Origin of the sequence: Streptomyces sp. NPDC002619 (genome assembly GCF_042889305.1) — a bacterium.
In the GTDB taxonomy this organism is placed as follows: Bacteria; Actinomycetota; Actinomycetes; order Streptomycetales; family Streptomycetaceae; genus Streptomyces.
Genome location: NZ_JBIAQV010000034.1, coordinates 36,899 through 62,961, shown reverse-complemented (window position 1 = coordinate 62,961; position 26,063 = coordinate 36,899). Strand labels below are relative to the sequence as shown.

19 protein-coding genes and 2 pseudogenes are annotated in these 26,063 nt (G+C 70.1%); 14 read left to right on the top strand and 7 right to left on the bottom strand.

The window, feature by feature from the left end; translation table 11 throughout:
* Positions 1 to 192: 192 nt before the first annotated feature.
* Positions 193 to 516: pseudogene (locus ACFYXB_RS34910) on the bottom strand (NADase-type glycan-binding domain-containing protein); the annotation flags it as partial.
* A gap of 205 nt (positions 517 to 721) precedes the next feature.
* Here ACFYXB_RS34910 and ACFYXB_RS34905 point away from each other — a divergent pair.
* Entirely contained in the window at positions 722 to 1,246 is a 525-nt protein-coding gene (locus tag ACFYXB_RS34905; RefSeq protein WP_389589063.1) for a hypothetical protein, read from the top strand.
* Between the two features lie 14 nt (positions 1,247 to 1,260).
* Here the strand turns inward: ACFYXB_RS34905 and ACFYXB_RS34900 are convergent, their stop codons facing one another.
* Both ACFYXB_RS34900 and ACFYXB_RS34895 read right to left on the bottom strand, forming a co-directional pair.
* Entirely contained in the window at positions 1,261 to 1,944 is a 684-nt protein-coding gene (locus ACFYXB_RS34900; protein ID WP_351355416.1) for a glycerophosphodiester phosphodiesterase, read from the bottom strand.
* Between the two features lie 13 nt (positions 1,945 to 1,957).
* Positions 1,958 to 3,054 (bottom strand): annotated as a pseudogene (locus tag ACFYXB_RS34895) (adenosine deaminase).
* Between the two features lie 145 nt (positions 3,055 to 3,199).
* On the opposite strand from ACFYXB_RS34895, the gene ACFYXB_RS34890 reads away from it, so the two are divergent.
* Positions 3,200 to 3,973: a DUF4190 domain-containing protein gene (locus ACFYXB_RS34890; protein WP_388500843.1), complete on the top strand. Its 774-nt coding sequence runs from the start codon at positions 3,200 to 3,202 to the stop codon at positions 3,971 to 3,973.
* A 22-nt stretch (positions 3,974 to 3,995) separates the two neighbouring features.
* Here the strand turns inward: ACFYXB_RS34890 and ACFYXB_RS34885 are convergent, their stop codons facing one another.
* Positions 3,996 to 4,559 (bottom strand): NADAR family protein, encoded by a 564-nt coding sequence (locus tag ACFYXB_RS34885; protein WP_389589062.1) that lies wholly within the window; start codon positions 4,557 to 4,559, stop codon positions 3,996 to 3,998.
* 207 nt (positions 4,560 to 4,766) lie between these two features.
* On the opposite strand from ACFYXB_RS34885, the gene ACFYXB_RS34880 reads away from it, so the two are divergent.
* From ACFYXB_RS34880 to ACFYXB_RS34845, 8 genes are all read left to right on the top strand, one after another.
* Positions 4,767 to 6,302 carry a gamma-aminobutyraldehyde dehydrogenase gene (locus ACFYXB_RS34880; protein WP_389589061.1) on the top strand — a complete coding sequence of 512 codons (1,536 nt, stop codon included), beginning with the start codon at positions 4,767 to 4,769 and terminating at the stop codon, positions 6,300 to 6,302.
* 52 nt (positions 6,303 to 6,354) lie between these two features.
* Positions 6,355 to 7,602, top strand: a complete 1,248-nt coding sequence (locus tag ACFYXB_RS34875) for a spermidine/putrescine ABC transporter substrate-binding protein (RefSeq protein WP_389589060.1) — start codon at positions 6,355 to 6,357, stop codon at positions 7,600 to 7,602.
* Between the two features lie 5 nt (positions 7,603 to 7,607).
* Positions 7,608 to 8,777, top strand: a complete 1,170-nt coding sequence (locus ACFYXB_RS34870; protein ID WP_389589085.1) for an ABC transporter ATP-binding protein — start codon at positions 7,608 to 7,610, stop codon at positions 8,775 to 8,777.
* Positions 8,778 to 8,779: 2 nt separating this feature from the next.
* Positions 8,780 to 9,709, top strand: a complete 930-nt coding sequence (locus tag ACFYXB_RS34865) for an ABC transporter permease (protein WP_389589059.1) — start codon at positions 8,780 to 8,782, stop codon at positions 9,707 to 9,709.
* Positions 9,710 to 10,510 carry an ABC transporter permease gene (locus ACFYXB_RS34860; protein ID WP_351355433.1) on the top strand — a complete coding sequence of 267 codons (801 nt, stop codon included), beginning with the start codon at positions 9,710 to 9,712 and terminating at the stop codon, positions 10,508 to 10,510.
* 23 nt (positions 10,511 to 10,533) lie between these two features.
* Complete coding sequence (locus ACFYXB_RS34855; RefSeq protein ID WP_389589058.1) at positions 10,534 to 11,961, top strand: NAD(P)/FAD-dependent oxidoreductase; 1,428 nt, start codon at positions 10,534 to 10,536, stop codon at positions 11,959 to 11,961.
* 145 nt (positions 11,962 to 12,106) lie between these two features.
* On the top strand, positions 12,107 to 12,559 hold the full coding sequence (locus tag ACFYXB_RS34850; RefSeq protein ID WP_389589057.1) for a hypothetical protein: 453 nt from the start codon (positions 12,107 to 12,109) through the stop codon (positions 12,557 to 12,559).
* Between the two features lie 105 nt (positions 12,560 to 12,664).
* A complete protein-coding gene (locus ACFYXB_RS34845; RefSeq protein WP_389589056.1) occupies positions 12,665 to 14,482 on the top strand; it encodes a chitinase in 1,818 nt (605 codons plus the stop codon).
* Here the strand turns inward: ACFYXB_RS34845 and ACFYXB_RS34840 are convergent.
* The 3 genes from ACFYXB_RS34840 to gabT form a co-directional block, all read right to left on the bottom strand.
* Positions 14,421 to 15,110 (bottom strand): phosphatase PAP2 family protein, encoded by a 690-nt coding sequence (locus ACFYXB_RS34840; RefSeq protein WP_389589055.1) that lies wholly within the window; start codon positions 15,108 to 15,110, stop codon positions 14,421 to 14,423. The two genes, ACFYXB_RS34845 and ACFYXB_RS34840, sit on opposite strands and share 62 nt — an antisense overlap.
* Positions 15,111 to 15,253: 143 nt before the next feature.
* Entirely contained in the window at positions 15,254 to 15,397 is a 144-nt protein-coding gene (locus tag ACFYXB_RS34835) for a hypothetical protein (RefSeq protein ID WP_389589054.1), read from the bottom strand.
* Between the two features lie 1,092 nt (positions 15,398 to 16,489).
* A complete protein-coding gene (gabT, locus tag ACFYXB_RS34830) occupies positions 16,490 to 17,824 on the bottom strand; it encodes a 4-aminobutyrate--2-oxoglutarate transaminase (RefSeq protein WP_351355448.1) in 1,335 nt (444 codons plus the stop codon).
* Between the two features lie 316 nt (positions 17,825 to 18,140).
* On the opposite strand from gabT, the gene ACFYXB_RS34825 reads away from it, so the two are divergent.
* The 4 genes from ACFYXB_RS34825 to ACFYXB_RS34810 all read left to right on the top strand — a co-directional run bounded on the left by ACFYXB_RS34825 (position 18,141) and on the right by ACFYXB_RS34810 (position 26,042).
* The gene (locus ACFYXB_RS34825; RefSeq protein ID WP_389589053.1) at positions 18,141 to 20,270 is read left to right on the top strand and encodes an ATP-binding protein; all 2,130 of its coding nucleotides are present in this window, start codon (positions 18,141 to 18,143) and stop codon (positions 20,268 to 20,270) included.
* Positions 20,271 to 20,419: 149 nt separating this feature from the next.
* Positions 20,420 to 22,081 carry a PucR family transcriptional regulator gene (locus ACFYXB_RS34820; protein ID WP_389589052.1) on the top strand — a complete coding sequence of 554 codons (1,662 nt, stop codon included), beginning with the start codon at positions 20,420 to 20,422 and terminating at the stop codon, positions 22,079 to 22,081.
* A gap of 324 nt (positions 22,082 to 22,405) precedes the next feature.
* Positions 22,406 to 23,851, top strand: a complete 1,446-nt coding sequence (locus ACFYXB_RS34815; RefSeq protein WP_389589051.1) for an aldehyde dehydrogenase family protein — start codon at positions 22,406 to 22,408, stop codon at positions 23,849 to 23,851.
* A 259-nt stretch (positions 23,852 to 24,110) separates the two neighbouring features.
* Positions 24,111 to 26,042 (top strand): acyl-CoA dehydrogenase family protein, encoded by a 1,932-nt coding sequence (locus ACFYXB_RS34810; protein WP_389589050.1) that lies wholly within the window; start codon positions 24,111 to 24,113, stop codon positions 26,040 to 26,042.
* Positions 26,043 to 26,063 lie beyond the last annotated feature (21 nt).

The window sequence follows — 26,063 nt, the reverse complement described above, 5'->3', positions numbered from 1 at the left end:
AGTCCCGTGCCTTCCCTCGTCCGCGGAGTGGTGTTCACGCGTTCGACAGAGTCCGGTGGCAGTGATTCCGGTGTCACTGGGTTCCGCTGGCACAGGTTGGACATGTCGCAACGGCGACAGTCGGCCGCCGTCTCCAGGAGTACGGCGGGCCGGGTGCGGGCGTCCTACCGGGGCTAGTTGGCGTTCGACCGGCATCTCGGCGATGGCCACCTGCTTGCTCCCGGAGGCCTGGCACGCGGACTCGATGGTGAAGCGGACGGCGGTGACCTCACCGACGCGGAAGGAACGGTGCTGGCCGCCCGCGCCCTGGTCCAGGGTGAGTTCACGGGTCGCGGTCTTGCCGTTGGACAGGGTGATGCGGGCCTCGACGCGGTGCGGCAGCGCCGACTGGGAGAGCTGGTCGGGGCGGGTCGACACGCCCGGCGTGATGATCAGGTCGAGCAGGCGGGTCGGTTCGTCGAAGCGGGCCTCGATCCACTGGCCCCGGCCGGACTACGACACCCCCGGGCCCCACCAGGGGAGACGGCCGGGAGGCTACTGGTCCCCGGCCATGGGCATCGCGCACCGGGTGCAGTAGTGCCGGTCGGGAGCAACTCCCGTGCCGTTCATCGCCCGTGCCACACCAGGACGTCAACTCCCTTACACCCACAGTCCGCCAGCCTCGGCCGCACACCGGTGACCCGATTTTGAACATGTTCAATTCCAGGCGTACGCTCGTGCCATGAGCGACAGAGTCGCCCTCCTCAAGGGCATCCGCGTCTGGCTGGTCTCCTTCGTCGTGTGCCTGGCTCTCAGTGGCGCCACCGCGTTCCCGCTCGTGCACGAACTCCGCTGGACGGAGGACGTGTTGCGATCCCTGTCCGTGCCGGAACACCTGCCGGCCCTGATGGCCTGGATCACCCATGTACGAGAGGGCCTGGACACGGCCGACGCCGAATACCCCTTCGTGCTGTACGGCACGGACTGGCTGGCGTTCGCCCACCTCGTGATCGCGGTCGCCTTCTACGGCCCCTACCGCGACCCGGTCCGCAACATCTGGGTCGTCGAGTTCGCGATGATCGCGTGCGTGGGGATCATCCCGCTCGCCCTGATCTGCGGCCCGATCCGCGGCATCCCGTTCTGGTGGACCGTCATCGACATGTCCTTCGGGGTGTTCGGAATCGTCCCGCTGTACGTCGTACGGAAGAAGATCAAGCGACTGGAAACACTGACGGCCGCTCCGGTCCAGGCGGCCGTCGTTCGGTGAACCCGCAGCGGGGCTCAGCCCTTGCGCAGGGCGCAGAGCGTGTCGACGCGGTTCGTGGTGATCGAGTCGACGCCCAGGTCGATGAGGCGGCGCATGGAGCGGCGGGTGTCGGGGGTCCACACGGAGAGTAGCCGGCCGTCGCGACGGACGCGCTCGGCGAGGTCCCGGTCGACCAGGGAGAAGCGGTAGTTGAGCCAGCGCGGCCGCACCGCCTCCAGCACGCCGGGCCGCGGCGGCGCCAGGCTCGTCCAGGTCAGGGCGATCTCGGCGGACGGATCGGCGGCACGGACCGCCAGCATGGCGGGGGTGGCCGCGCAGTAGTAGGCGCGGTCCGCCGCCCCGCACTGCCGGACCGTGTCGACGATCGTCCGCGCCGCCCGCCGCTCGACCCGACCGGGCAGGTCGACCATCACCCGGGCGCCGTCCGTCGCGGCCAGCGCCTCCGCCAGCGTCGGCACCCCGCCCGCCGTGAGCCCGCGCACCTCGTCCGCGGACAGCGACCTGAGCGGCCGGTCCTGCTCCCACAGCCGCTTCAGCGTCTCGTCGTGGAGCAGCACGGGTACGTCGTCACGGGTGAGCCGTACGTCGAACTCCACCGCGTCCGCGCCCTGGTCGAGCGCGGAACGCAGCGAGTCGATCGTGTTCTCGCGGAAGCGGTAGGGGTCGCCGCGATGGGCCACGGCGGTCACGTTCTGCATGGCGCCCATGTTCTCAGGGGGCGAGCCACTCGGTGGTGTAGGTGTCGATCTCGGCGGCGATCCTGGCCTTGCCGGCCGGGTCCAGGAAGGACGCCTCGACCGCGTTCTTGGCGAGATCGGCGAGACCTCGCTCGTCGAGGCCGAGGAGGCGGGCGGCCACCGCGTACTCGTTGTTCAGGTCGGTGCCGAACATCGGCGGGTCGTCCGAGTTGATCGTGACCACGACGCCGGCGCTCACGAACTCCTTGATCGGGTGCTCGTCGAGCGTACGGACCGCGCGAGTGGCGATGTTGGAGGTCGGGCAGACCTCCAGCGGAATCCGGTGCTCGGCGAGGTGCGCCAGCAGCTTCGGGTCCTGGGCGGAGTTGGTGCCGTGCCCGATGCGCTCGGCGCGCAGATCGTTCAGCGCGTCCCAGACCGTCTCAGGGCCGGTCGTCTCACCGGCGTGCGGGACGGAGCGCAGCCCGGCGGCGATCGCCCGGTCGAAGTACGGCTTGAACTGGGGCCGGGGTACGCCGACCTCGGGCCCGCCGAGCCCGAACGACACGAGGCCCTCCGGTCGGATCCGGTCGTCGGTGGCGAGCCGGGCGGTCTCCTCCGCGGCCTCCAGCCCGGCCTCGCCGGGAATGTCGAAGCACCAGCGCAGCATGGTCCCGAACTCGGCCTCGGCCGCCTTCCGCGCGTCCTCGATCGCGTCCATGAAGGCGCGCTCGTCGATGCCGCGGCTGGTCGAGGAGTACGGCGTGATGGTCAGCTCGGCGTAGCGCACCTGCTGCCGGGCCAGGTCGCGGGCCACCTCGTACGTCAGCAGCCGTACGTCCTCCGGGGTGCGGATCACGTCGACGACGGACAGGTACACGTCGATGAAGTGGGCGAAGTCCGTGAAGGTGAAGTAGTCGGCGAGGGCCTCGGGGTCGGTGGGGACCGTGGAGTCGGGGTGACGGGCGGCCAGTTCCGAGACGATCCGGGGGGAGGCGGAGCCGACGTGGTGGACGTGCAGTTCGGCCTTGGGCAGTCCGGCGATGAAGGCGTGCAGATCGCGGGCGGCGATGTCGGTCAAGGGTTCCTCCCCGGAACGGCGCTTGCGGACCGGGTCCGGGCGCGGGTGATCGGCTGATCGGTGAGTCGGTGGTCATCGTAGGCCGGACCCGGACCGGCGCCGACTCCGGAGGGTGGCGTTGTCGCTGGCCCCGGCAAAGAGGTGTGGTGGCCACGCTTTACGATGGCGTGACGATCGATCGAGGGGGATGGGGACGTGACGGATCAGACGCAGCCGGACGGGAACCGGGACGCAGGCTTCGACCCGTGGGCGCCGCCCGAGAGCAAGCCGTCGCTGGAGAAGGGTCCGCAGCCGCACGTGCCGGCGCAGCAGCCCCCGCAGGACCAGGCGTTCGCCCCTGTGTGGCAGCCCCCCGCGCAGGACCAGCAGCCCCCGGCGCAGCAGCCGCCGTCCGTGCACGACCAGGCCACCATGGCGTCCATGCCGTCCGCCGGCTTCGCCGCGCCCGCGCCCGGCTTCGGCCCGCCCGGCGCGACCCCGCCCCCGGGATCACCGCAGGGTCCGCCCCAGGGCTGGGCCGAGGGCGCGGTGCCGCCCCCGCCGGTCGGGCCCTCCGGCCCCGGCGGGTACGGCTACCCCGCCTACCCGAACCCGCAGGGCTACGGCTGGCCCGGTATGCCGATGGCCCCGCAGAACGGCATGGGCACCGCGGCGATGGTGCTGGGCATCCTGTCCATCTGCCTGTTCTGCCTCTACGGCGTGGTCTCCGTGATCCTCGGCGTCATCGCCGTGATCCTCGGAGTGAAGGGGAAGAAGCGGGCCGACCGCGGCGAGGCCACCAACCGCGGCCAGGCCCAGGCGGGCCTCGTCACCGGCATCATCGGGATCATCGTCGGGCTCGCCACGATCGCCCTGATCGTCGTCAGCATCGTGATCGCCGTCAGGCACCAGGACGACACCTCGGACTACGACGACCCTTATTACAGCTCCGCCCCCAGCGTGTCGGCACCGCTCCTGGCCCAGGACTGACGCCGGGGGCGGTCCGGCCCGCTCATCCCTGCGGCAGCCGCAACCGCTCCCGCGCCCCCATCAGCGCGAACCCCAGCAGATTCCGGCCGCGCCACCGCTCCGGAATCTCCGCCGCCGCGTCGTCCGCCGTCAGACCGATGCCCCATATCCGGTCGACGGGGCTGGCCTCGACCAGCACGCGCTCGCCCGTGGTCAGCAGGAACTCCCGCAGATCGGGGTGCGCGGCGAACTTGTGGACGCTGCCCTCGACCACGATCCCGAAGCGCTCCCGCTCCCATATCGCCTCGTCGAAGCCACGCACCAGACGCCCCGCCTTCTTCGCCTGGGAAGGGTGCCCGGCGGCCAGCACGCCCCGCTCCGCCTCCGCGTCGCCGAAAAGCCGGGCCTTCGCGGCCATCATCCAGTGCTCCGCGGTCGCGTATTCCACCTCGTCGACCACGAACGGTGACGGCCACCACTGGCTCAGACAGCTCGCGCCGACGCGACCGTCCGGCCGCGGGCTGTGTCCCCAGAAGTGCAGATACCTGATGCGTGCCCCCGCGTGGACCTCCCTGATCAGGGACTCCACGGAATCGATCTTCCCCATGCACGGCAGTCTCGCAGCCACCACTGACACTCCGTCCCCCTTTTCCATGCCGACTCGACGCCTGGTCGACAGATTCCGTCGCGTAACCAAAAGGAAACAACGGAATCACTTGTTGGAGTCCATTGGCTCTGCCAGGATCGGCACTCAAATCGAGCTGGAGCTACGCCACCCGCCCCCGGGGGCGGGCCCACGGCGGAGGGGAGCGACATGCACAACCCGGGCACCGCCACCCCGGAACGATTCCCGGCACAGGAGCGCCTCGCAGGCCGCGCGCAGTACATCGCCGGACAGCTCACGAAGGGCACGTCCGGCCGCACCCACGTCGTGATCGATCCCGCCACCGGCGAGGACGTGTACACCTACGAGCTGGCCGGCCCGGACGACGTGGACGCGGCCGTCGCCGCCGCCCGCGCCGCCTTCCCGGGCTGGGCCGGTGCCACCCCCGGCGAGCGCTCCGACGCGCTGCACCGCTTCGCCGCCGTCCTCGCCGCCCGAGCCGAGGAATTCGCCCGTGCCGAATCCCTCCAGTGCGGCAAGCCGCTCAAGCTGACCCGCGAGTTCGACGTACCGGGGACCATCGACAACACCGCCTTCTTCGCGGGTGCCGCGCGGCATCTGCAGGGACAGTCCGCCGGTGAGTACTCCGGGGACCACACGTCGTACGTCCGCCGCGAGCCCATCGGTGTCGTCGGGTCCATCGCCCCCTGGAACTACCCCCTCCAGATGGCCGCGTGGAAGATCCTCCCGGCGATCGCGGCAGGCAACACCATCGTGCTCAAGCCGGCCGAACTCACCCCGCTCACCTCGCTCCTGTTCGCCGAGGCGGCCACGGAAGCGGGCATCCCTGACGGTGTGATCAACATCGTCACCGGCACCGGCAAGGAGGCCGGCGAGCACCTCGTCGGGCACCCCGACGTGGCCATGACCTCCTTCACCGGCTCCACCGCCGTCGGCAAGCGCGTCGCCGAGATCGCCACCGCCACCGTCAAGCGCCTCCACCTGGAGCTCGGCGGCAAGGCCCCCTTCGTGGTCTTCGACGACGCCGATCTCGACGCCGCCGTCAACGGCGCGGTCGCCGGCGCGCTCATCAACACAGGGCAGGACTGCACGGCCGCCACGCGCGCGTACGTGCAGCGACCGCTCTACGAGGCGTTCGTCGAGAAGACCGCCGCCCTCATGGAGAGCGTCCGGCTCGGCGACCCGTTCGCCCCCGGCACCGACCTCGGTCCGCTGATCTCGCACGCCCAGCGCGACCGCGTCGCCGCCTTTGTCGACCGCGCGCGTGCCTACGCGCGCGTGGTCACCGGCGGCGAGGCCCCTCAGGGGGAGCTCAAGAAAGGCGCGTACTACCGGCCCACCCTCATCGCCGACGCGCCCCAGGACAGCGAGGCCGTCCAGTCCGAGATCTTCGGTCCGGTGCTGGTCGTCCTGCCGTTCGACAGTGATGATGAGGGCATTTGGCTGGCCAACGACACCCCGTACGGCCTTGCCGCCTCCGCGTGGAGCCGGGACGTCTACCGGGCGAACCGTGCGACTCGAGAGATCAAGGCGGGATGCGTGTGGATCAATGACCACATCCCGATCATCAGCGAAATGCCGCACGGCGGATACAAGCAGTCCGGCTTCGGCAAGGACATGTCCGCGTACTCCTTCGAGGAGTACACGCAGGTCAAGCACGTCATGTTCGACAACACCGCGGTGGCCCGGAAGGACTGGCACCGCACGATCTTCGGGGACCGATAGCAGGCAGGCCGTCCGAACAACGGCCGAACCCTCCCGAAAGGGCACCACGCGCATGGAGCAGTACGAGCCCGACCGCCTGACCCCGGCCCAAGTGGCCGCCGTGCGGCGCAGCTTCCGCAACGGGCGGGCCTCCCTCACCCGCCGATCGCTGCTACGCGCCTCCGCGGGCGGCGCGCTCGCGGTCGGCGGACTCGGGGCACTGAGCGGATGCGGGATCCCCGCGGCCGGAAAGAGCCAGGGCGGCACGACCACACAGGACCACTCGGCCAAGGAGAAGGTCGTCAACTTCTCCAACTGGACCGAGTACATCGACGTCGACGACAGCGAAAAACACCACCCGACGCTCGACGCGTTCCGCAAGCGGACCGGCATCACGGTCAAGTACACCGAGGACATCAACGACAACAACGAGTTCTTCGGCAAGATCAAGCCGCAGCTCGCCGCGGGCCAGGACACCGGCCGCGACATCATCGTCCTCACCGACTGGCTGGCCGCCCGGCTGATCCGCCTCGGGTGGGTCCAGAAACTGGACCCGTCCAACCTGCCGCACGCCTACACCAACCTGTCGGCCCAGTTCCGCAACCCCGACTGGGACCCGGGACGCGCCTACTCGTACCCGTGGCAGGGCATTTCGACCGTCATCGCCTACAACAAGAAGGCGCTCGACGGCATCGAGGTGAAATCGATCTCCGACCTGCTCGACAACCCCAAGCTCAAGGGCCGCGTCGGCTTCCTGTCCGAGATGCGCGACAGTATCGGCATGACGCTGCTCGACATGGGCAAGGACCCGGCGAAGTTCACCGACGACGACTTCGACGCGGTGATCGCCCGTCTGCAGAAGGCCGTCGACAACGGCCAGATACGCCGCTTCACCGGCAACGACTACACGTCCGACCTCACCAAGGGCGACTTCGCGGCCTGTGTCGCCTGGGCCGGTGACGTCGTCCAGCTCAAGGCGGACAGCCCGGACGTCGACTTCGTCATCCCGGACAGCGGCTACATGACGTCGACCGACAACATGCTGGTCCCCAACAAGGCGCGCCACAAGACGAACGCCGAGCGGCTCATCGACTTCTACTACGAGCCCGAGCAGGCCGCCGCCCTCGCCGCCTACATCAACTACGTGTCTCCCGTGGACGGCGTGAAGCCCTACCTCGCGAAGATCGACAAAGACGCGGCGAACAACCCGCTGATCATTCCCGACAAGGCCATGGCCGCGAAGTCCCACGCCTTCCGCTCGCTGAGCCAGAAGGAAGAGACGGCCTACGAAGAGAAGTTCGCGAAGCTCACAGGGGCGTGACGATGATGACGACAGACAACAGCGGCGACGTCCGCCTCTCCGGGATCGGCAAGACCTACGGCTCCTTCACCGCCGTACACCCGCTCGACCTGACGGTGCCGCAGGGCTCCTTCTTCGCCCTGCTCGGCGCCTCGGGCTGCGGCAAGACCACCACCCTGCGCATGATCGCCGGCCTGGAGGAACCCACCTCCGGCAGCGTGCACCTGGGCGACCAGGACGTGACCCATCTGCCGCCGTACAAACGGCCGGTGAACACGGTCTTCCAGTCGTACGCCCTCTTCCCGCACCTCGACATCTTCGAGAACGTCGCCTTCGGTCTGCGCCGACGCGGCATCAAGTCGGTGAAGAAGCAGGTCGAGGACATGCTGGAGCTGGTCCAGCTCGGCGAGCAGGCGCGCAAGAAGCCGCACCAGCTCTCCGGCGGCCAGCAGCAGCGCGTCGCCGTGGCCCGCGCGCTGATCAACCACCCCAAGGTGCTCCTCCTCGACGAGCCCCTCGGCGCCCTCGACCTCAAACTGCGCCGCCAGATGCAGCTGGAACTCAAGCGCATCCAGACCGAGGTCGGCATCACCTTCATCCATGTCACGCACGACCAGGAGGAGGCCATGACCATGGCCGACACGGTCGCCGTGATGAACGCGGGCCGCGTCGAGCAACTCGGCGCGCCCACCGACCTGTACGAGAACCCGCAGACCACGTTCGTCGCCAACTTCCTGGGCACCTCCAACCTCATCGAGGCCGAGGTGGACAACAAGACCGGCGGCGAGATCGTCGTCCGGGCGGGCAGCGGCAAGCTCCTGCTGCCCGAGGCGCGATGTTCCGCGGCGACCACGACCGGCGGCAAGGTGCTGGTCGGCGTCCGCCCGGAGAAGATCTCCCTCACCCACGCCGACGACGCGGGCGAGATCCCCGAGGCCCGCAACCGCATCACCGGCAAGATCGCCGACTCCAGTTTCATCGGCGTCTCCACGCAGTACGTCATCGACAGCGCCGTCTGCCCCGAGTTCGAGGTCTACGCCCAGAACATCGAGCGCGACCCGCGTCTCGTCCCCGGCGCCGAGGTCGTCCTGCACTGGAGCCCGGCGCACACCTTCGGGCTGGACGCGGCCCAGTCCCTGCTTGCTGGGACAACGGGCTCCGCCGGCGTGGAGACCGTCGAGGAAGAGGCCGCGTAGACATGTCGACCCTCACCGAGGCGCCCCCGCCTCTCGCGCCCACGGCGCCGGAGAAGAAGGCAGCACGCAAACGCGGCCGCTTCGCGCCGTACTGGCTGCTGCTGCCCGGCATCCTCTGGCTGATCATCTTCTTCGCGCTGCCGATGCTCTACCAGGCCTCCACCTCCGTGCAGACGGGGTCCCTGGAACAGGGCTACAAGGTCACCTGGCACTTCGCGACCTACTGGGACGCGCTGAGCGAGTACTGGCCGCAGTTCCTGCGCTCGGTCCTCTACGCGGCCGCCGCGACCGTGCTGTGCCTGCTGCTCGGGTATCCGCTGGCCTATCTGATCGCCTTCCGCGCCGGCCGCTGGCGGAACCTGATCATGATCCTGGTGATCGCGCCGTTCTTCACCAGCTTCCTGATCCGCACCCTGGCCTGGAAGACGATCCTCGCGGACAGCGGCCCCGTCGTCAGCACCCTCAACACGCTGCACGTCCTCGACGTCACCAGCTGGCTCGGCTGGACCGCGGGCGACCGGGTGCTCGCCACACCACTCGCGGTGGTGTGCGGACTGACGTACAACTTCCTGCCGTTCATGGTCCTGCCGCTGTACACGTCGCTGGAGCGCATCGACGGACGGCTGCACGAGGCGGCGGGCGATCTGTACGCCAAGCCGTTCACCACCTTCCGCAAGGTGACCTTCCCGCTGTCGATGCCGGGCGTGGTCTCCGGCACGCTGCTGACCTTCATTCCGGCGGCCGGTGACTACGTGAACGCCGAACTCCTCGGTTCCACCGACACCCGCATGATCGGAAACGTGATCCAGACGCAGTTCCTGCGCATCCTGGACTATCCGACGGCGGCGGCTCTCTCCTTCATCCTCATGGCCGCGATTCTGTTCATGGTCACCCTCTACATCCGCAGGTCCGGGACGGAGGATCTGGTCTAAATGCCCTTCGTCAACTGGCTCAAGCGCCATCTCGTAGTCATCGCGGGACTGATAACCCTCGGATATCTCCTGCTGCCGAACGTCATCGTGACGGTCTTCTCCTTCAACAAACCGAAGGGCCGCTTCAATTACGAATGGCAGCAGTTCTCCACGGACGCCTGGAAGGACCCGTGCGGCGTCGCCGACATGTGCGGCTCGCTGTCGGTCAGCCTCCAGATCGCCGTGTGGGCGACGGTCGGCGCCACCGTGCTCGGCACGATGATCGCCTTCGCGCTGGTCCGCTACCGCTTCCGCGCGCGGGGCGCCGTCAACTCGCTGATCTTCCTGCCGATGGCGATGCCCGAGGTCGTCATGGCGGCCTCGCTGCTCACTCTGTTCCTCAACCTGGGCGCTCAGTTGGGATTCTGGACGATCCTGATCGCGCACATCATGTTCTGCCTCAGCTTCGTCGTCACCGCGGTCAAGGCGCGCGTGATGTCGATGGACCCGCGACTGGAGGAGGCGGCCCGCGATCTGTACGCCGGGCCCGTGCAGACCTTCGTCCGGGTCACCCTGCCCATCGCGGCACCCGGAATCGCCGCGGGCGCGCTGCTGTCCTTCGCGCTCTCCTTCGACGATTTCATCATCACCAATTTCAACGCGGGCTCGACCGTCACGTTCCCGATGTTCGTCTGGGGCTCGGCGCAGCGCGGAACGCCCGTTCAGATCAATGTCATCGGCACGACCATGTTCCTCGTCGCCGTACTGTTCGTCCTGTTCTCCATGGTCGTCGGCAATCGCCGTACCAAGCAAAAGGCATGACCGCTCTGTAGGGAGTTGAAATCATGGCCCCGAGCGCCATGAGCCGTAAGAACGATTGGATCAAGTCTCTTTCCGAAGCACAGCCGGTCCCGTACTGGCTGGAAGACCCCGGCAAGCCCCATCCCGAGCCCGCGCTCACCGGCACCGAGACGTGCGACCTGCTGGTCGTCGGCGGCGGATACAGCGGACTGTGGACCGCGCTCAATGCCAAGGAGCGCGACCCGCAGCGGGACGTGGTACTGCTGGAAGGCCGTGAGGTGGGCTGGGCCGCCTCGGGCCGCAACGGTGGCTTCTGCGCCGCCTCCCTCACGCACGGACTGGCCAACGGCCTGGCCCGCTGGCCGGACGAGATTCAAAAGTTGGAGGAGCTGGGCGCCCGCAACCTCGACGAGATCGAGAAGGCGGTCGCCCGGCACTCCCTGGACTGCGACTTCGAGCGCACCGGCGAGATCGATGTCGCGACCGAGACCTACCAGGCGTGGGAACTGCGTGACTGGCACCGAGAGTTGGAGAACAAGGGTCTCGCGGACGGTGTCGACTTCCTGGACGCCGAAGCGGTTCGGGAACAAGTCGACTCACCGACATTCGAGGCGGGTCTGTGGGACCGCCGGGGCGTCGCCATGGTCCACCCGGCCAAGCTCGCCTGGGGCCTCAAGCGCGCCTGCGTCAGGCTCGGCGTCCGCGTGTACGAGCACACGCCGGCCCTGACCCTGAAGCCGTACGGCGCCGGCATGGCCGTACGCACGCCGTACGGCGCGGTCCGCGCCCGCCGGGTCGCGCTCGGCACCAACATCTTCCCCAGCCTGCTCAAGCGCGTGCGCGCGTACACCGTCCCGGTCTACGACTACGCCCTGATGACAGAGCCGCTGACCGACGAGCAGCTGGCGTCGATCGGCTGGCACAACCGCCAGGGCCTCGGCGATTCGGCGAACCAGTTCCACTACTTCCGGCTGTCCGCCGACAACCGGATCCTGTGGGGTGGTTACGACGCGATCTACCCGTACGGCGGCCGGGTGCGCCGTGAGTACGACGACCGCCCGGAGACGTACGCCAAGCTCGCCGGTCACTTCTTCACCTGCTTCACGCAGTTGGAGGGCGCGCGCTTCACGCACGCGTGGGGCGGCGCGATCGACACCTGCTCACGCTTCTCGGCGTTCTACGGCACGGCGCATCAGGGCAGGGTGGCGTATGCGGCGGGGTACACGGGGCTGGGTGTGGGTGCGACGCGCTTCGGCGCGGACGTGATGCTGGACCTGCTGGCGGGGGAGCGGACCGAGCGCACGGAGCTGGAGATGGTCCGCAAGAAGCCGCTGCCGTTCCCGCCGGAACCTTTCGCCTGGACGGGCATCGCGCTCACGAAGTGGTCCCTGGCCCGCGCGGACGCACACGGCGGCCGGCGCAACCTGTGGCTGAAGACGATGGACCGGCTGGGGCTGGGCTTCGACAGCTGAGTGGCGCTGCCCTCTGAGCGGACTTCCACTGGCAAATGTGACCCAGGTCACTTCAATGAGTCACTGAAACCCGCGTAATGCCTGGCCGGAGGCCTTCTCTCCCCTGTGACGCGACCGCGTCCATGGGCAACAGGGAGGTCTTCACATGGCTGGGGCGAAGACGGCGGTCGAATGGTTGGCATCCGTCGCACCGGACCCCGAGGCCTGCCGCTGGGACTGGGAGCGCAACCCGCACGGGGTCGCGCTGCTGCCCGCCGGCAAGGCCTGGGACGTACTCGTCCTGCCGGGTCAACTCGGCTATCCCACCCGCGACGTGCTCACCCGCGTCCTCGACCAGGCCGGGCCCGTGCTGGCCGACTTCGGGGACAGCCGGGTGGGCTTCTTCGTGCCGCCGGGCACCGCGTCGCGCTGGCTCGGCACCGGCATTCGCACGGCCGGACACGGCACCTGGATCGTCGTGCCGTATCCCGGCCGGTCGACGCGGGGGGTGCGCTGGCTGGTGTCACCGGACGGTTCCGGCACACTCACCGATCCGGCGCTGCTGGAACTGGCGATGCACGAGGCGGCGGCGGGCCTTGCTGCGGATGACGACGGGTAGCGGACGCGGCGGCCCCGACGGTGGTCGGAGGTCTTGACAACAGGATTGGTCTGGACCAAGTTGAGCGCGCTCCACCCTCCAATTCCCCCATGCCCGGAGGCACTTGTGGAACGCACGAGACCACGCGCCAGAACCGTCCTCGCCGCGCTCACGGCCACGCTGCTGGCCGTGCCAGGAATCACCGCGCTGTCGTCGGCCGCCCGTGCGGCCGACGCCGACCTCGCCCACAACGGCGGCTTCGAGTCCGGCCTCGACGGCTGGAGCTGCACGGCGGGCAGCGGTACGACCGTCACCTCACCCGTGCACAGCGGCAGTTCGGCGCTGCAGGCGACCCCGGCCGGCAACGACAACGCGCAGTGCACCCAGACCGTGACGGTGAAACCCGACTCCCAGTACACCCTGTCCGGCTATGTCCGCGGCTCGTACGTCTACCTCGGCGCGAGCGGCACCGGCACCACCGACGTCAACACCTGGACCCAGTCCGCCCCGGCGTATCAGCAGCTCACCACGACCTTCCGCACCGGCCCGTCCACCACCAGGGTCACGATCTACACGCACGGCTGGTACGGCACCGGTGCCTACAACGCCGACGACATCTCCCTCATGGGCCCCGGCGGCGAGGTCGGCCAGCCACCCGCCGCGCCGACCGGCCTGAAGACCGGCACCGTCACCTCCTCAAGCGTCGCCCTGTCCTGGACGGCCGTCACCGGCGCGACGAGCTACGCCGTCTACCGGGACGGGGCCAAGGTCCAGACGGTGAGCGGGACTTCGGCGACCGTCAGCGGACTCTCGCCATCGACGGCGTACGCCTTCCAGGTCACCGCGAGCAACGACGCGGGCGAGTCCGCCAAGTCGGCGACGGTGACCGCGACGACCTCCGCCACAGGGGGCGGGGGCGGAGGCGGTGACCTGCCCACCCACGCCCTCGTCGGCTATCTCCACTCCACCTTCGCCAACGGCTCCGGCTACACGCGCCTGGCCGACGTCCCCGACAGCTGGGACGTCATCGACCTGGCCTTCGGTGAGCCGACCTCGGCGACCTCCGGCGACATCCGCTTCAACCGCTGCCCGGTGTCGGAGTGCCCGACCGTCGAGTCCGACGCCGACTTCAAGGCGGCGATCAAGGCCAAGCAGGCGGCCGGCAAGAAGGTGCTGATCTCCATCGGCGGCGCCAACGGCCAGGTCCAGCTGACGACGACGGCGGCCCGGGACACCTTCGTCTCCTCCGTCTCGAACATCATCGACACCTACGGCCTCGACGGCCTCGACATCGACTTCGAGGGCCACTCCCTCTCGCTGAACGCGAACGACACCGACTTCAAGAACCCCACCACCCCGGTCGTCGTCAACCTGATCTCGGCCCTGAAGACCCTGAAGGCCAAGTACGGTGCGAAGTTCGTGCTCTCCATGGCGCCGGAGACCTTCTTCGTGCAGATGGGCTACCAGTACTACGGCACCGGCCAGTGGGGCGGCCAGGACCCGCGCTGCGGCGCGTACCTCCCGGTGATCTATGCCCTCCGCGACGACCTCACCCTGCTCCACGTCCAGGACTACAACTCGGGCCCGATCATGGGCCTCGACAACCAGTACCACTCCATGGGCGGCGCCGACTTCCACATCGCCATGACCGACATGCTGCTTACGGGCTTCCCGGTCGCGGGCAACGCCAACAACGTCTTCCCGCCACTGCGCCCGGACCAGATCGCCATAGGCATGCCGGCCACGACGAACGCGGGCAACGGCTATGTGTCCCCGTCCGAGGTCACCAAGACCCTGGACTGCCTGACGAAGAAGACGAACTGCGGCGCGTACACCACCCACGGCACCTGGCCCGCCCTGCGCGGCCTGATGACGTGGTCGGTCAACTGGGACCGGTTCGGGAACTGGGAGTTCCAGCGGAACTTCGACGCGTACTTCGGCTGATCAGCAGCGTCAGCCCGGTCAGCAGCACCGTACAGAGGCACCAACTGGCCACGACGTCCAGTGGCCAGTGGTAGCCGCGCCGTACGAGGCCGTAGCCGACTGCGAGGACGATCGCGGCGCACCCGAGGACCAGGACACAACGGGCCAGGGCGGTGCGCAGCCAGGGAAGGAGGAGCAGTGTCGCGGCGCCGTACGCGACGACCGCGGTGGCCGTGTGCCCCGAGGGGTAGTAGCCGACCGCCGGGGGTACGGCCGGGGTTCCGGGGCGGGCGGTCCAGTCCTTGAGGGGCACGACGAACGCCGGGACCAGGGCCATAAGTACGGCCGAGGCGACCGGAGGCAGCCACCACCGGTCCACACCAGCGCCGCGGCCCTGCACGGCGACATACACCAGTGCGAGAACGAGAACGGGAACCGCGACCTGGACATTGCCGAGGTCGGCAAGGAGTTCGGAGAACCGGTCCGGCTGGATCAGGTCCCGGCTCACGCGCTCGTCGACGCGCACCAGCGGGCCGTCGGCCATGACCTGCCAAGTGATCAGCGCGAAGAGAAGGGCCGGGAGGCCCAGGAGAAGGAGAAGAAGGAAGGAGGCCGGCCGCCCCGGAACAGGGCGCTTTCTGCCTTGCACGGCAGGTGCATGCTCGAGGTCTGGGGAGGGTGACACGATGCACAGCTTGGCAGGGATGACAGGCCGCGAGTGCTTCGGGGTCTCGGCCCAGGCAACCGAGCTGTCCGTTTCCCAGAAGTGGTCGGGCGCGCTCCCAGGCGCCTTCACTCCGGGATGGCGCTACGCATGCGCTCCGGCGTCCAGTACTTGTCCAAGTCCGGCACCGTCTTCCTCGCCTTGTGGACGCTCACTCCATCACCGGAAGAGTCCTCGCTGTCGGTCAGCTGGAATCCTGTGGTGACTGCCACCGCTCCCGCCGCGAGCCCGACCGCCAACCACACCAAGCGCTTGCGTGTCGACGCAGGCTTGCGGGCATGCCGTGCGGAGGGCTGTGGTCCTTGCGGCGCATCGGGCACGGTGAGCCTCCGGGATCACTGAACAGAGTGACGCAACCACCCTGTCCCTTTCGCGACTTACGCCAAGGATGAAGAGCAGGGGCAGACCCGCCACGGGGTGAGCGAGCCTGCCCCTGCACGATGGCGCCCGCCAGCCTCCCCCCGGAGTGCAGGCGCCCTGGCCCCGTCAGGGGTCACTACGTCCAGCGCATCATGGGACCAGGGTGTCACTGGTGACGACCGTTGGTTGCCCCACACGTAATTCAGATGCTCGTCAGAGGCGGACTGCCTACGGTGGACGTGTCCAGGTGCGCAGGCTGCGGCTACTTCTCCTGCCAAGAGGGAGACGCGGGTTCGAATCCCGCCGCCGGCTCGCGCCGGTGTCGTCCAGTGGCCGAGGACACCAACGTCGCCGTCGCCGACCTTGATCTCTGGACGTTCTGGCACGAGCCGCCCGCCACGGGGGAAGCGAGCGGGCTCGTCACATTGACGAGTGCTTGGTGTTCCGCTCGATGGCCCGGCAGGCATGCACACCAGTTGAGCGTCGCGCCCGTATCGACACGTAAGCCCCTGGCAGTGGGCGCACGGGCCGACCTGCTCCGGGGAGCGGTGGAGCTGTCCGCGACACCGGTGCCCTGGACATCGAGACGATGCGCGAGACCGTGGATCGTCTGCTCGAAAAGGAGGTCGGCCGCCCCGGAACAGGGGGGGTAGTTCCGAGGCGGCCGTCCGGATCGGAATGCCGCGCGCCCCGGGGGGTTTGGGGCGAGCGACTGTCCGATCGGTGAGGAGATCCGGAGCCGGAAGCCCCGGTTGTGTGCGCGAGGGCACGACCAGGTCGAAGCTGGGGAGGCCCCGGCCTGAAATCGCCCACAGTCCCCTGTGGACGGGTGTATCTCTCATCTGGGTAGAACCTACGACAGGCCGCGGCGCTTGGGCAGACGGAATCGCGTCCCGCCATCCACCTCGCACACCTTCTTCACACGGCCTGCCGCAGGCGTGACGTCAGATCCGCGCGAAGGCCTGCTCGATGATGTCGAGGCCCTCGTTCAGCAGGTCGTCGCCGATGACCAGCGGCGGCAGGAAGCGCAGCACGTTGCCGTAGGTACCGCAGGTCAGGACCAGCAGGCCCTCCTGGTGGCAGGCCTTGGCCAGCGCGGCGGTCGCCTCCGGGTTCGGCTCCTTCGTCGTACGGTCCTTGACCAGCTCGATGGCGATCATGGCACCGCGGCCGCGGACGTCGCCGATGATGTCGAACTTCTCCGCCATGGCGGTGAGGCGCGCCTTCATGATCGCCTCGATGTTCTTCGCCTTGGCGTTGAGATCGAGCTCCTTCATCGTCTCGATGGCGCCGAGCGCACCGGCGCACGCCACCGGGTTGCCACCGTAGGTGCCGCCCAGGCCGCCCGCGTGCGCGGCGTCCATGATTTCGGCGCGACCCGTGACGGCGGCCAGCGGCAGACCGCCCGCGATGCCCTTCGCCGTCGTGATCAGGTCCGGGACGATCCCCTCGTCCTCGCACGCGAACCACTGGCCGGTACGGCAGAACCCGGACTGGATCTCGTCCGCGACGAACACGATGCCGTTGTCCGCGGCGTACTGGCGGATCGCCGGGAGGAAACCCTTGGCCGGCTCGATGAAGCCGCCCTCGCCGAGCACCGGCTCGATGATGATCGCGGCGATGTTGTCAGCGCCGACCTGCTTGGACATCTGGTCGATGGCCTGCGCGGCGGCCTCCGGGCCCGCGTTCTCGGGGCCGGTCAGCCAGCGGTAGGCGTAGGCGACCGGAACGCGGTAGACCTCGGGCGCGAAGGGTCCGAAGCCGTGCTTGTACGGCATGTTCTTGGCGGTCAGCGCCATCGTCAGGTTCGTACGGCCGTGGTAGCCGTGGTCGAACACGACGACGGCCTGGCGCTTGGTGTACGCACGCGCGATCTTGACGGCGTTCTCGACGGCCTCGGCGCCACTGTTGAACAGGGCGGACTTCTTGGCGTGGTCACCCGGGGTGAGCTCGGCGAGGGCCTCGGCGACCTCGACGTAGCCCTCGTACGGGGTGACCATGAAACAGGTGTGGGTGAAGTCGGCGAGCTGCGCGGACGCACGGCGTACGACGGCCTCGGCGGAGGCGCCGACGCTCGTCACGGCGATGCCGGAACCGAAGTCGATCAGCCGGTTGCCGTCGACGTCCTCGATGATGCCGCCACCGGCGCGTGTGGTGAAGACGGGCAGCACGGAGCCCACACCCTGCGCGACCGCGGCGGTACGGCGGGCCTGCAGCTCTTGCGACTTCGGGCCGGGAATGGCGGTGACGACGCTGCGCGACTGCGGAAGTGCGGTCATGAGGGGCTCCTGGGGGCTTACGGGCACGTCTCTTCTTTTCTCGCAGGCTAGGCCGGGGAACGGGGGGTGGGCATGCTCCATGTGGGTGTTGTCCGGGGGCACGGTTGTCCGTGGTGGACATGGCGGCGCCGGTGTGCCCCGACGGTCGGGTACCCCGGGGCGTCCGTGTACGTCGACGGCCGGGTGCCCCGGTCATACGCGTACGCTTCGTGATCGGCGTGCGCGCCCGGCCGCGTATGCGGTGAACTCCCTTTGCGGGGGCGTTAGATTGACTCGCTGAAGGCGGGACGGAACGGCTGGTCAGGGGGCAAGGGCGATGGACAGCGATGGGACCCAGGACACTCGGGGTACGCACGCGAACCCGGTGCCGCGAGCGCGTTCCGCTGTTCCGCCGAAACCCTCTGTGCCACCGGGGATGCCTCCGTTGCCGGACGGCTCCGCTTTCCTGACCTGGCTGCGCGCCCCCCGGCCCGACGCGGCCCCCGGCGTGTGGCGCTTCGGGCATCGTCCGCGCCCGCAGGAGGAGCCCGAGCTGATTCCGGCCCGGCAGCTGTTGAGCGGCGCGGTGATCGCGTTCCTCGTCGGCTGGCTGATCTGGTCGCTGCTGTGGAACGGCTACCTCGGCGGCTGGTGGGTGCTGCCCCTCGCACTGTTCACCCCGGACTCCTGGGGCCACAGCAGCGACCGCGTCGGCAACGCGATCGTCTGGTACGGCTACTACACCCTCATCGCCCTCGCGATCATGGTCGTCGTCGGCCGTCTGGGCCGCTGGGCCGAGGTCTGGCGTCGCTACGGCCCCCCCGCCTGGCGCCAGGCCGTGCCTGTCCCCGAGCGCCCGCCCACCCCCGAGCAGGATCCCGCCGCCTGGCCCCACCTCCGTGCCGTCGGGGCCGATGACGCCGCCGACCGGCTCGCCGCGGAGGCCCGCGCCGGGCTGATGCGGGACGTCGACCACGCCCGGATCGCCCGCGCCTGGCAGGGCGTGCGCAGCGGCCGGCACAGCCTCGCCTCGTTCCGCAGCGCCGTGGTCAAGGACGGCGCCGCCGCCTGCGCGCACCCCTCCGGCTTTCGCGATCTGCCCGGCCGCCTCGCCCGGCACGACCTCGTCACCGGGCAGGTACGGCTCGGCACCACCGCCGACGACCCGCGCAACCCGTACGCCTACCGCGGCACCGGACTCGCCCTGGGCCCCGACCTGCTCGGCACCTCGCTGCTCGCCGTCGGCCCGGCGGGCTCCGGCAAGACCGACCGCGTCGTACGGCCGCTCGCCGAGTCGCTGTGCCTGCACGCGCTCGCCGGGCGGGCCGCGGTCGTCGTGGTCGGCGCGGCCGGCGCCGGACTCGGCCCGGCCGACGCCTATGACGTGGTCGTACGGATCGCCCACCCCGAATCGGTCTACGACCTCGACCTGTACGGCGGCACCACCGACCCCGACGAGGCCGCGGCCGTCCTCGCCGAAGCCCTCGTCGGTGACCTCGCCGATCCGACGCCCGGCGGCGACAGCCGCCGCTCCACCACCGTCCTCGCCCAGCTGCTCGGACCGTACCGCGCGGTCCACGGCCGCTTCCCCTCCGTACCGGAACTGCGCGGGCTCCTCGACGGCACGCCCGGTCCGCTGGCCGCGCTGCGCAAGGCGCTGACCGACACCGGACAGGAGTCGCTGCTGCGCGAACTCGACGCGCGGGAGCGGCAGATGGCGTACCCCGGGGACGTCGGGGCGGTTCTCGCCGACCGGATCGCGCTCCTCGACCGGCCCGCCTTCGCGGGGTTCTTCGACACCTCCGGGCAGTCGCGGCCGTTTTCGCTCAAGGCGCTCGATCACCCCGTGCGGGTGCGCATCGACCTGCCCGCGCGCGGGCACGCGGACGCCTCGCGGATCCTGGCGCGGCTGGTACTCGCGCAGTTCACGGCAAGCGTCGCTGTGCGCGAGGACCGGTCGCTGTTCGCCTGTCTGCTGCTCGACGACGCGACCGGCCTGGTGACCCCGGAGTCGGTCCGCGGGATCCAGCGGCTGCGGTCGGCGGGCGCGGGTGTCGTGCTCACGCTGCGCACCCTCGACGACGTACCCAGGCCGCTGCGCGGTCCGCTGCTCGGGGCCGCCGGATGCCGGATGGCGCTGTCCGGGCTCACGCCGTGGGACGGGCAGGACTTCGCCGAGGTGTGGGGCAAGGAGTGGATCGAGGCGCGGGACGTCACCGACCGGCAGATCATCGCCGAGACACCGGCGGGCAAGGCGGTACACGCGCTGCGCCGGGTGATCACCGGCAAGGCGCCCACCGCGCGGGCCGTGACCGTCCGGCAGGTCGAGCGGGAACGCTGGTCGGCGTCCGAGCTGGCGCACGGGGTGCCGCCCGGGCACGCGGTGCTGTCCCTGACGAACGTGAAGGGCGAGCACGCTCCGCCCCTGCTGGTGGACCTCGGGAACCCCGAGAACCTCGGGGACTGAGAGAGCGACCGGGTCTGAACATCGGGTCACCGGCGACCGGTACGCCGCGGCAGATTCGGCATAGGGTGTTCATACGCGGCGGCCAAAAGTCATATCCGGCGGCCGAAGGATCACAATGATCACCCGATCTCCCCAAACCTGAAGGCCCCATGCCCCCGACGCTCGCCTCGCTCGTCCATCACTCCGCGCTCAAGCTCACCGTGCGCGCGGGCGAGGACCGTCTCGACGTGCCTGTCCGCTGGGCGCACGTCAGCGAGCTCGCCGACCCCGTGCCGTACATGGAGGGCGGGGAACTGCTGCTGATCACCGCGCTCAAGCTGGACGCGGAGGATCCCGAGGCGATGTCGCGGTATGTGAAGCGGCTGGTCGGCGCGGGGGTCGTCGGGCTCGGCTTCGCCGTCGGCGTCAACTACGACGAGATCCCCAAGGCCCTCGTCGACGCGGCGGAGCAGGAGGGGCTGCCGCTCATCGAGGTGCCGCGCCGTACGCCCTTCCTCGCGATCAGCAAGGCCGTGTCCGCCGCGATCGCCGCCGACCAGTACCGTGCGGTGACGGCCGGGTTCGCCGCCCAGCGCGAACTGACCAGGCAGGCGCTGAACGCCGGTCCCGAGGGGGTGCTCGCCGCGCTCGCCACCCAGGTCGACGGCTGGGCGGCGCTGTACGACGCCTCGGGCGCCGTCGTCGCTACCGCGCCGGAGTGGGCGGGACGGCGTGCGGCGCGGCTGACCGCGGACGTGGAGCGGCTGCGGGACCGGCCGGCGCCCGCGTCCTCGGTGGTCGGCGGACCGGGGACCCCCGAGAACGATGACCGCGTCGAACTGCACTCCCTGGGCACCGGCCGGCGCCCGCGGGCGGCGCTCGCCGTGGGCACCGCCGCCGCTCTGGGTACCGCCGAGCGCTACGCCGTCCACTCCGCCATCGCCCTGCTCACGCTCACGACGGAACGCTCCCGTTCTCTGCACGAGGCCGAGCAGCGGGTCGGCACCGCCGTGCTGCGCATGCTGCTCGCCGGGGAACCTGACCACGCCCGGGCCGTCGCCGGGGACCTGTACGGCGGGCTGCTGGATGCGCCGTTCCGGATGATCGTCGCCGAGCCGGTGTCCGCGCGGGCGCACGCGGAGGCGCACGCGCGCGTGGCGGCGGGCAGGCCGGGCACGGCAGCCGCGCCGACCGCCACCGACTCGGACGGCGACCGGCTGGGCGGGCTCGCGGAGAGCGTGGAGTCCGCCGCCGCGCGGTCCGGCGAGGCCGTTCTCGTCGTACCCGACGGGGAGCGGCTGGTGGCGCTGGCCGGCGACGGGAGCGCCGCGGTGGCCGCCGCCGTGGAGTACGCGGGCGCGCTGGAGGCGGCGCGGTCCGTGCCCGAGCAGGCCGGGGTGGACGAGGACGAGCTGGTCGTGGGCGTCTCGGCCCCCGCGGGCCCGATCGCCGCGGCCGCCGCCTACAAGCAGGCCGAGCAGGCGCTGTCGGTGGCCCGGCGGCGCGGGCGGGTGCTCGTCCAGCACGATCAGCTGGCGGCGGGCTCCGTGCTGCCGCTGCTGGCGGACGACGCGGTGAAGGCGTTCGCGGACGGGCTGCTCCGCCCGTTGTACGAGCACGACGCCACGGGCCGCGGTGACCTCGTCGCCTCGCTGCGCGCCTGGCTCTCACGGCACGGCCAGTGGGACGCGGCCGCCGCCGACCTGGGCGTCCACCGCCATACGCTCCGCTACCGGATGCGGCGGGTCGAGGAGATCCTCGGCCGCTCCCTGGACGACCCGGACGTACGGATGGAACTGTGGCTGGCCCTGAAGGCGACGTCGGCGGAATGAGGGGCACCGGTGCTGAGGTGTGCCGGTGCTGCGGGGTGCCCGGCGTTTTCGTCGCCGTCGACCGGGGGCTGCCGCCCCCGGACCTCCGCTTCGGCCTGAACGGCCTCGTCCTCGAACTCCCCCAGAGGGGTTACCCCCAGACAGGCTGACTTTCGCCGACCGGTGCCGAGAGAAGCCCCGCCGCTACGCCAAACCGGCGCACCCCGGACGCCCACTAGGACGACTCGGACAAGCCCCCGTCGCCCGCCCCCGCCCTACCGTGGATCAGGCCACCGACAGAACACCCCCAACACACCCCCAACGGGAAGGGCCGGGACTCGCACAATGACTTCCACCTACGCCTTCTGGCTCGCCGGCCGCCAGGTCACCGGCGAGGACACCTTCGACGTCACCTCCCCGTGGGACGGCCGGCTCGTCGGCAAGGTGAGTGTGCCGACGGACGCCCAGGTCGAGGAGGCCGTCGCCGCCGCCTACGCGGTGCGCGACGAGTTCGCCGCCACTGCGGCCCACGTCCGCGCCGCCGCCCTCGACCACGTCAGCAAGCGTCTGGCCGAGCGCACCGAGGAGATCGCCCAGCTGATCTCCGCCGAGAACGGCAAGCCGATCAAGTGGGCGCGCGGCGAGGTCGGCCGGGCCGTCTCCGTGTTCCGGTTCGCCGCCGAGGAGGCCCGCCGGTTCAACGGCGGCGAGGCCCAGCGGCTCGACACCGACGCGGGTGGCCAGGGGCGCCTCGCCCTCACCCGGCGCTTCCCGAAGGGCGTCGTGCTCGGCATCGCGCCGTTCAACTTCCCGCTGAACCTGTGCGCCCACAAGATCGCCCCGGCCATCGCCGCCGGCGCGCCGATCATCCTCAAGCCCGCGCCGGCCACCCCGCTGTCCGGCCTGATCATCGGTGACCTGCTCGCCGAGACGGAGCTGCCGGCCGGTTCCTGGAGCATCCTCCCGGTCGCCAACGACCGTATGCCCGCCCTGGTCCAGGACGAGCGCCTGCCGGTGATCTCCTTCACGGGTTCCGACAAGGTCGGCTACGCGATCATGGACTCGGTGCCGCGCAAGCACCTCACCCTGGAGCTCGGGGGCAACGGCGCCGCGGTCGTCCTCGGCGACTACGCCTCCGACGCCGACCTCGACTGGGCCGCGACCCGCATCGCGACCTTCTCCAACTACCAGGGCGGCCAGTCCTGCATCTCCGTGCAGCGCGTGATAGCCGACGCCGCCGTGTACGACCGGCTGCTGCCGCGCATCGTCGCCGCCGTCGAGGCCCAGGTCACCGGTGATCCCTCCGACGACAAGACCGACGTCGGCCCGCTGGTCAGCGAGGACGCAGCGCGGCGCGTCGAAGCATGGGTCGACGAGGCTGTGGCCGCCGGCGCCCGGCTCCTCGCCGGCGGCAAGCGCGACGGCGCCTCCTACGCGCCGACCGTGCTCGTCGACGTACCGGCCGACACGACCCTCGCCCGCGAGGAGGTCTTCGGACCTGTCCTGACCGTGCAGAAGGTGGACGGCGAGGCCGAGGCCTTCGCCGCCGTCAACTCCTCCAAGTACGGCCTCCAGGCAGGCGTGTTCACGCACGACCTCCAGGTCGCCTTCCGCGCCCACCGCGCGCTCGAGGTCGGCGGCGTCGTCATCGGCGACGTGCCCTCCTACCGCGCGGACCAGATGCCGTACGGCGGCGTCAAGCAGTCCGGCGTCGGCCGCGAGGGCGTCCGGTACGCCATGGACGACTACACCTACGAGCGCGTGCTGGTCCTCACCGGCCTCGCCCTCTAGTCGATCCCGAAGGGGCCCGGCACCGATGCCTTCCGGTGCCGGGCCCCTTCTCTGTGCCGGCCCGGCCCGGAGGTGGGCGTCGGCGGACCAGAACGTGCGTGCGGCCGCGTCAGAACTTGCGTGCGGCCGCCCCGTCACAATCGGCCGAACGGCCGCGCGAGGACTGGTGGGGTCGGCCCGTTTCGGGTACCAACGATCCAGTAGCACCGGTCGGTAACGAACGGCCGCCATCATCCCTCTTCGCGGCGAGGTGAACCTCATGTCCGCCCCCACCACCAAACGCACGGTCACCGAGCGCGAGGCCCGCCAGGTCGCGGAAGCCGCCCGGGAACAGGACTGGCGCAAGCCCAGCTTCGCCAAGGAACTGTTCCTCGGCCGCTTCCGGCTCGACCTGATCCACCCCCATCCGCTGCCCGCCGACGAGGACGTGCAGCGCGGCGAGGAATTCCTCGCCAAACTGCGCGACTTCTGCGAGACGAAGATCGACTCGGCCCGCATCGAGCGCGAGGCGCAGATCCCCGACGCCGTCATCGACGGACTCAAGGAACTCGGCGCCCTTGGCATGAAGATCGACACCAAGTACGGCGGTCTCGGTCTCACCCAGGTGTACTACAACAAGGCCCTCGCCCTGGTCGGCTCCGCGAGCCCCGCGCTCGGCGCCCTGCTCTCCGCCCACCAGTCGATCGGCGTACCGCAGCCGCTGAAGATCTTCGGCACCCAGGAACAGAAGGACACCTTCCTGCCGCGCTGCGCCCGCACCGACATCTCCGCCTTCCTGCTCACCGAGCCCGACGTCGGTTCCGACCCCGCGCGCCTTGCCACCACCGCCGTCCCGGACGGGGACGACTACGTCCTCGACGGGGTGAAACTTTGGACCACCAACGGCGTGGTCGCCGACCTGCTCGTCGTCATGGCGCGCGTCCCCAAGTCCGAAGGACGCAAGGGCGGCATCACCGCGTTCGTCGTGGAGGCCGGCTCCGAGGGCATCACCGTCGAGTACCGCAACGCTTTCATGGGCCTGCGCGGCATCGAGAACGGCGTCACCCGCTTCCACCAGGTCCGCGTCCCCGCCGCTCAGCGCATCGGCCCCGAGGGCGCCGGCCTGAAGATCGCGCTGACCACCCTCAACACCGGCCGGCTGTCGCTGCCCGCGATGTGCGTCGGCGCCGGCAAGTGGTGTCTGAAGATCGCCCGCGAATGGTCGGCCGCCCGCGAGCAGTGGGGCAAGCCGGTCGCGCTGCACGAGGCCGTCGGCTCGAAGATCAGCTTCATCGCGGCGACCACCTTCGCCCTGGAGGCCGTTGTCGACCTCTCCTCCCAGATGGCCGACGAGAACCGCAACGACATCCGCATCGAGGCCGCCCTCGCCAAGCTGTACGGCTCCGAGATGGCCTGGCTGATGGCCGACGAACTGGTCCAGATCCGCGGCGGACGCGGCTTCGAGACCGCGGCCTCCCTCGCGGCGCGCGGCGAACGTGCCGTACCCGCCGAGCAGATCCTGCGCGACCTGCGCATCAACCGCATCTTCGAGGGCTCCACGGAGATCATGCACCTCCTCATCGCCCGCGAGGCCGTCGACGCCCACCTCTCGGTCGCCGGCGACCTCATCGACCCCGACAAGTCCCTGCAGGACAAGGCGAAGGCGGGCGCCAACGCCGGCGTCTTCTACGCCAAGTGGCTGCCGAAGCTCGTCGCGGGCCCTGGGCAACTCCCGTCCTCGTACGGAGAGTTCAAGCACCACGTGGACCTCTCCCCGCACCTCCGCTACGTCGAACGGCACGCCCGCAAGCTCGCACGCTCCACCTTCTACGCCATGTCCCGCTGGCAGGGCCGGATGGAGACCAAGCAGGGCTTCCTCGGCCGGATCGTCGACATCGGCGCCGAACTGTTCGCGATGAGCGCGGCCTGCGTCAGGGCCGAACTCCTGCGCCGCCAGGGCGAGAACGGCCGCGAGGCCTACCAACTCGCCGACGCCTTCTGCCGCCAGGCCCGCATCCGCGTCGACGAGCTCTTCGACCGCTTGTGGACCAACACCGACGATCTGGACCGCAAGGTCGTCAAGGGCGTCCTCGGCGGCGCCTACGAGTGGCTGGAGCAGGGCATCGTCGACCCGTCCGGCGAAGGCCCGTGGATCGCGGACGCGACCCCGGGCCCGAGCGAGCGGCCCAACGTCCACCGCCCGATCAGATAGCCGACCGGCACGCGTCCCCCG

Bases quoted from the DNA above. Each gene is read 5' to 3' on its own strand.
- ACFYXB_RS34870 (WP_389589085.1), top strand. From the start codon at position 7,608: ATGACGACAGACAACAGCGGCGACGTCCGCCTCTCCGGGATCGGCAAG.
- ACFYXB_RS34865 (WP_389589059.1), top strand. From the start codon at position 8,780: ATGTCGACCCTCACCGAGGCGCCCCCGCCTCTCGCGCCCACGGCGCCG.
- ACFYXB_RS34875 (WP_389589060.1), top strand. From the start codon at position 6,355: ATGGAGCAGTACGAGCCCGACCGCCTGACCCCGGCCCAAGTGGCCGCC.
- ACFYXB_RS34880 (WP_389589061.1), top strand. From the start codon at position 4,767: ATGCACAACCCGGGCACCGCCACCCCGGAACGATTCCCGGCACAGGAG.
- ACFYXB_RS34815 (WP_389589051.1), top strand. From the start codon at position 22,406: ATGACTTCCACCTACGCCTTCTGGCTCGCCGGCCGCCAGGTCACCGGC.
- ACFYXB_RS34850 (WP_389589057.1), top strand. From the start codon at position 12,107: ATGGCTGGGGCGAAGACGGCGGTCGAATGGTTGGCATCCGTCGCACCG.
- ACFYXB_RS34855 (WP_389589058.1), top strand. From the start codon at position 10,534: ATGGCCCCGAGCGCCATGAGCCGTAAGAACGATTGGATCAAGTCTCTT.
- ACFYXB_RS34885 (WP_389589062.1), bottom strand. From the start codon at position 4,559: ATGGGGAAGATCGATTCCGTGGAGTCCCTGATCAGGGAGGTCCACGCG.
- ACFYXB_RS34820 (WP_389589052.1), top strand. From the start codon at position 20,420: ATGCCCCCGACGCTCGCCTCGCTCGTCCATCACTCCGCGCTCAAGCTC.
- ACFYXB_RS34810 (WP_389589050.1), top strand. From the start codon at position 24,111: ATGTCCGCCCCCACCACCAAACGCACGGTCACCGAGCGCGAGGCCCGC.
- ACFYXB_RS34860 (WP_351355433.1), top strand. From the start codon at position 9,710: ATGCCCTTCGTCAACTGGCTCAAGCGCCATCTCGTAGTCATCGCGGGA.
- gabT (WP_351355448.1), bottom strand. From the start codon at position 17,824: ATGACCGCACTTCCGCAGTCGCGCAGCGTCGTCACCGCCATTCCCGGC.
- ACFYXB_RS34900 (WP_351355416.1), bottom strand. From the start codon at position 1,944: ATGCAGAACGTGACCGCCGTGGCCCATCGCGGCGACCCCTACCGCTTC.
- ACFYXB_RS34905 (WP_389589063.1), top strand. From the start codon at position 722: ATGAGCGACAGAGTCGCCCTCCTCAAGGGCATCCGCGTCTGGCTGGTC.
- ACFYXB_RS34825 (WP_389589053.1), top strand. From the start codon at position 18,141: ATGGACAGCGATGGGACCCAGGACACTCGGGGTACGCACGCGAACCCG.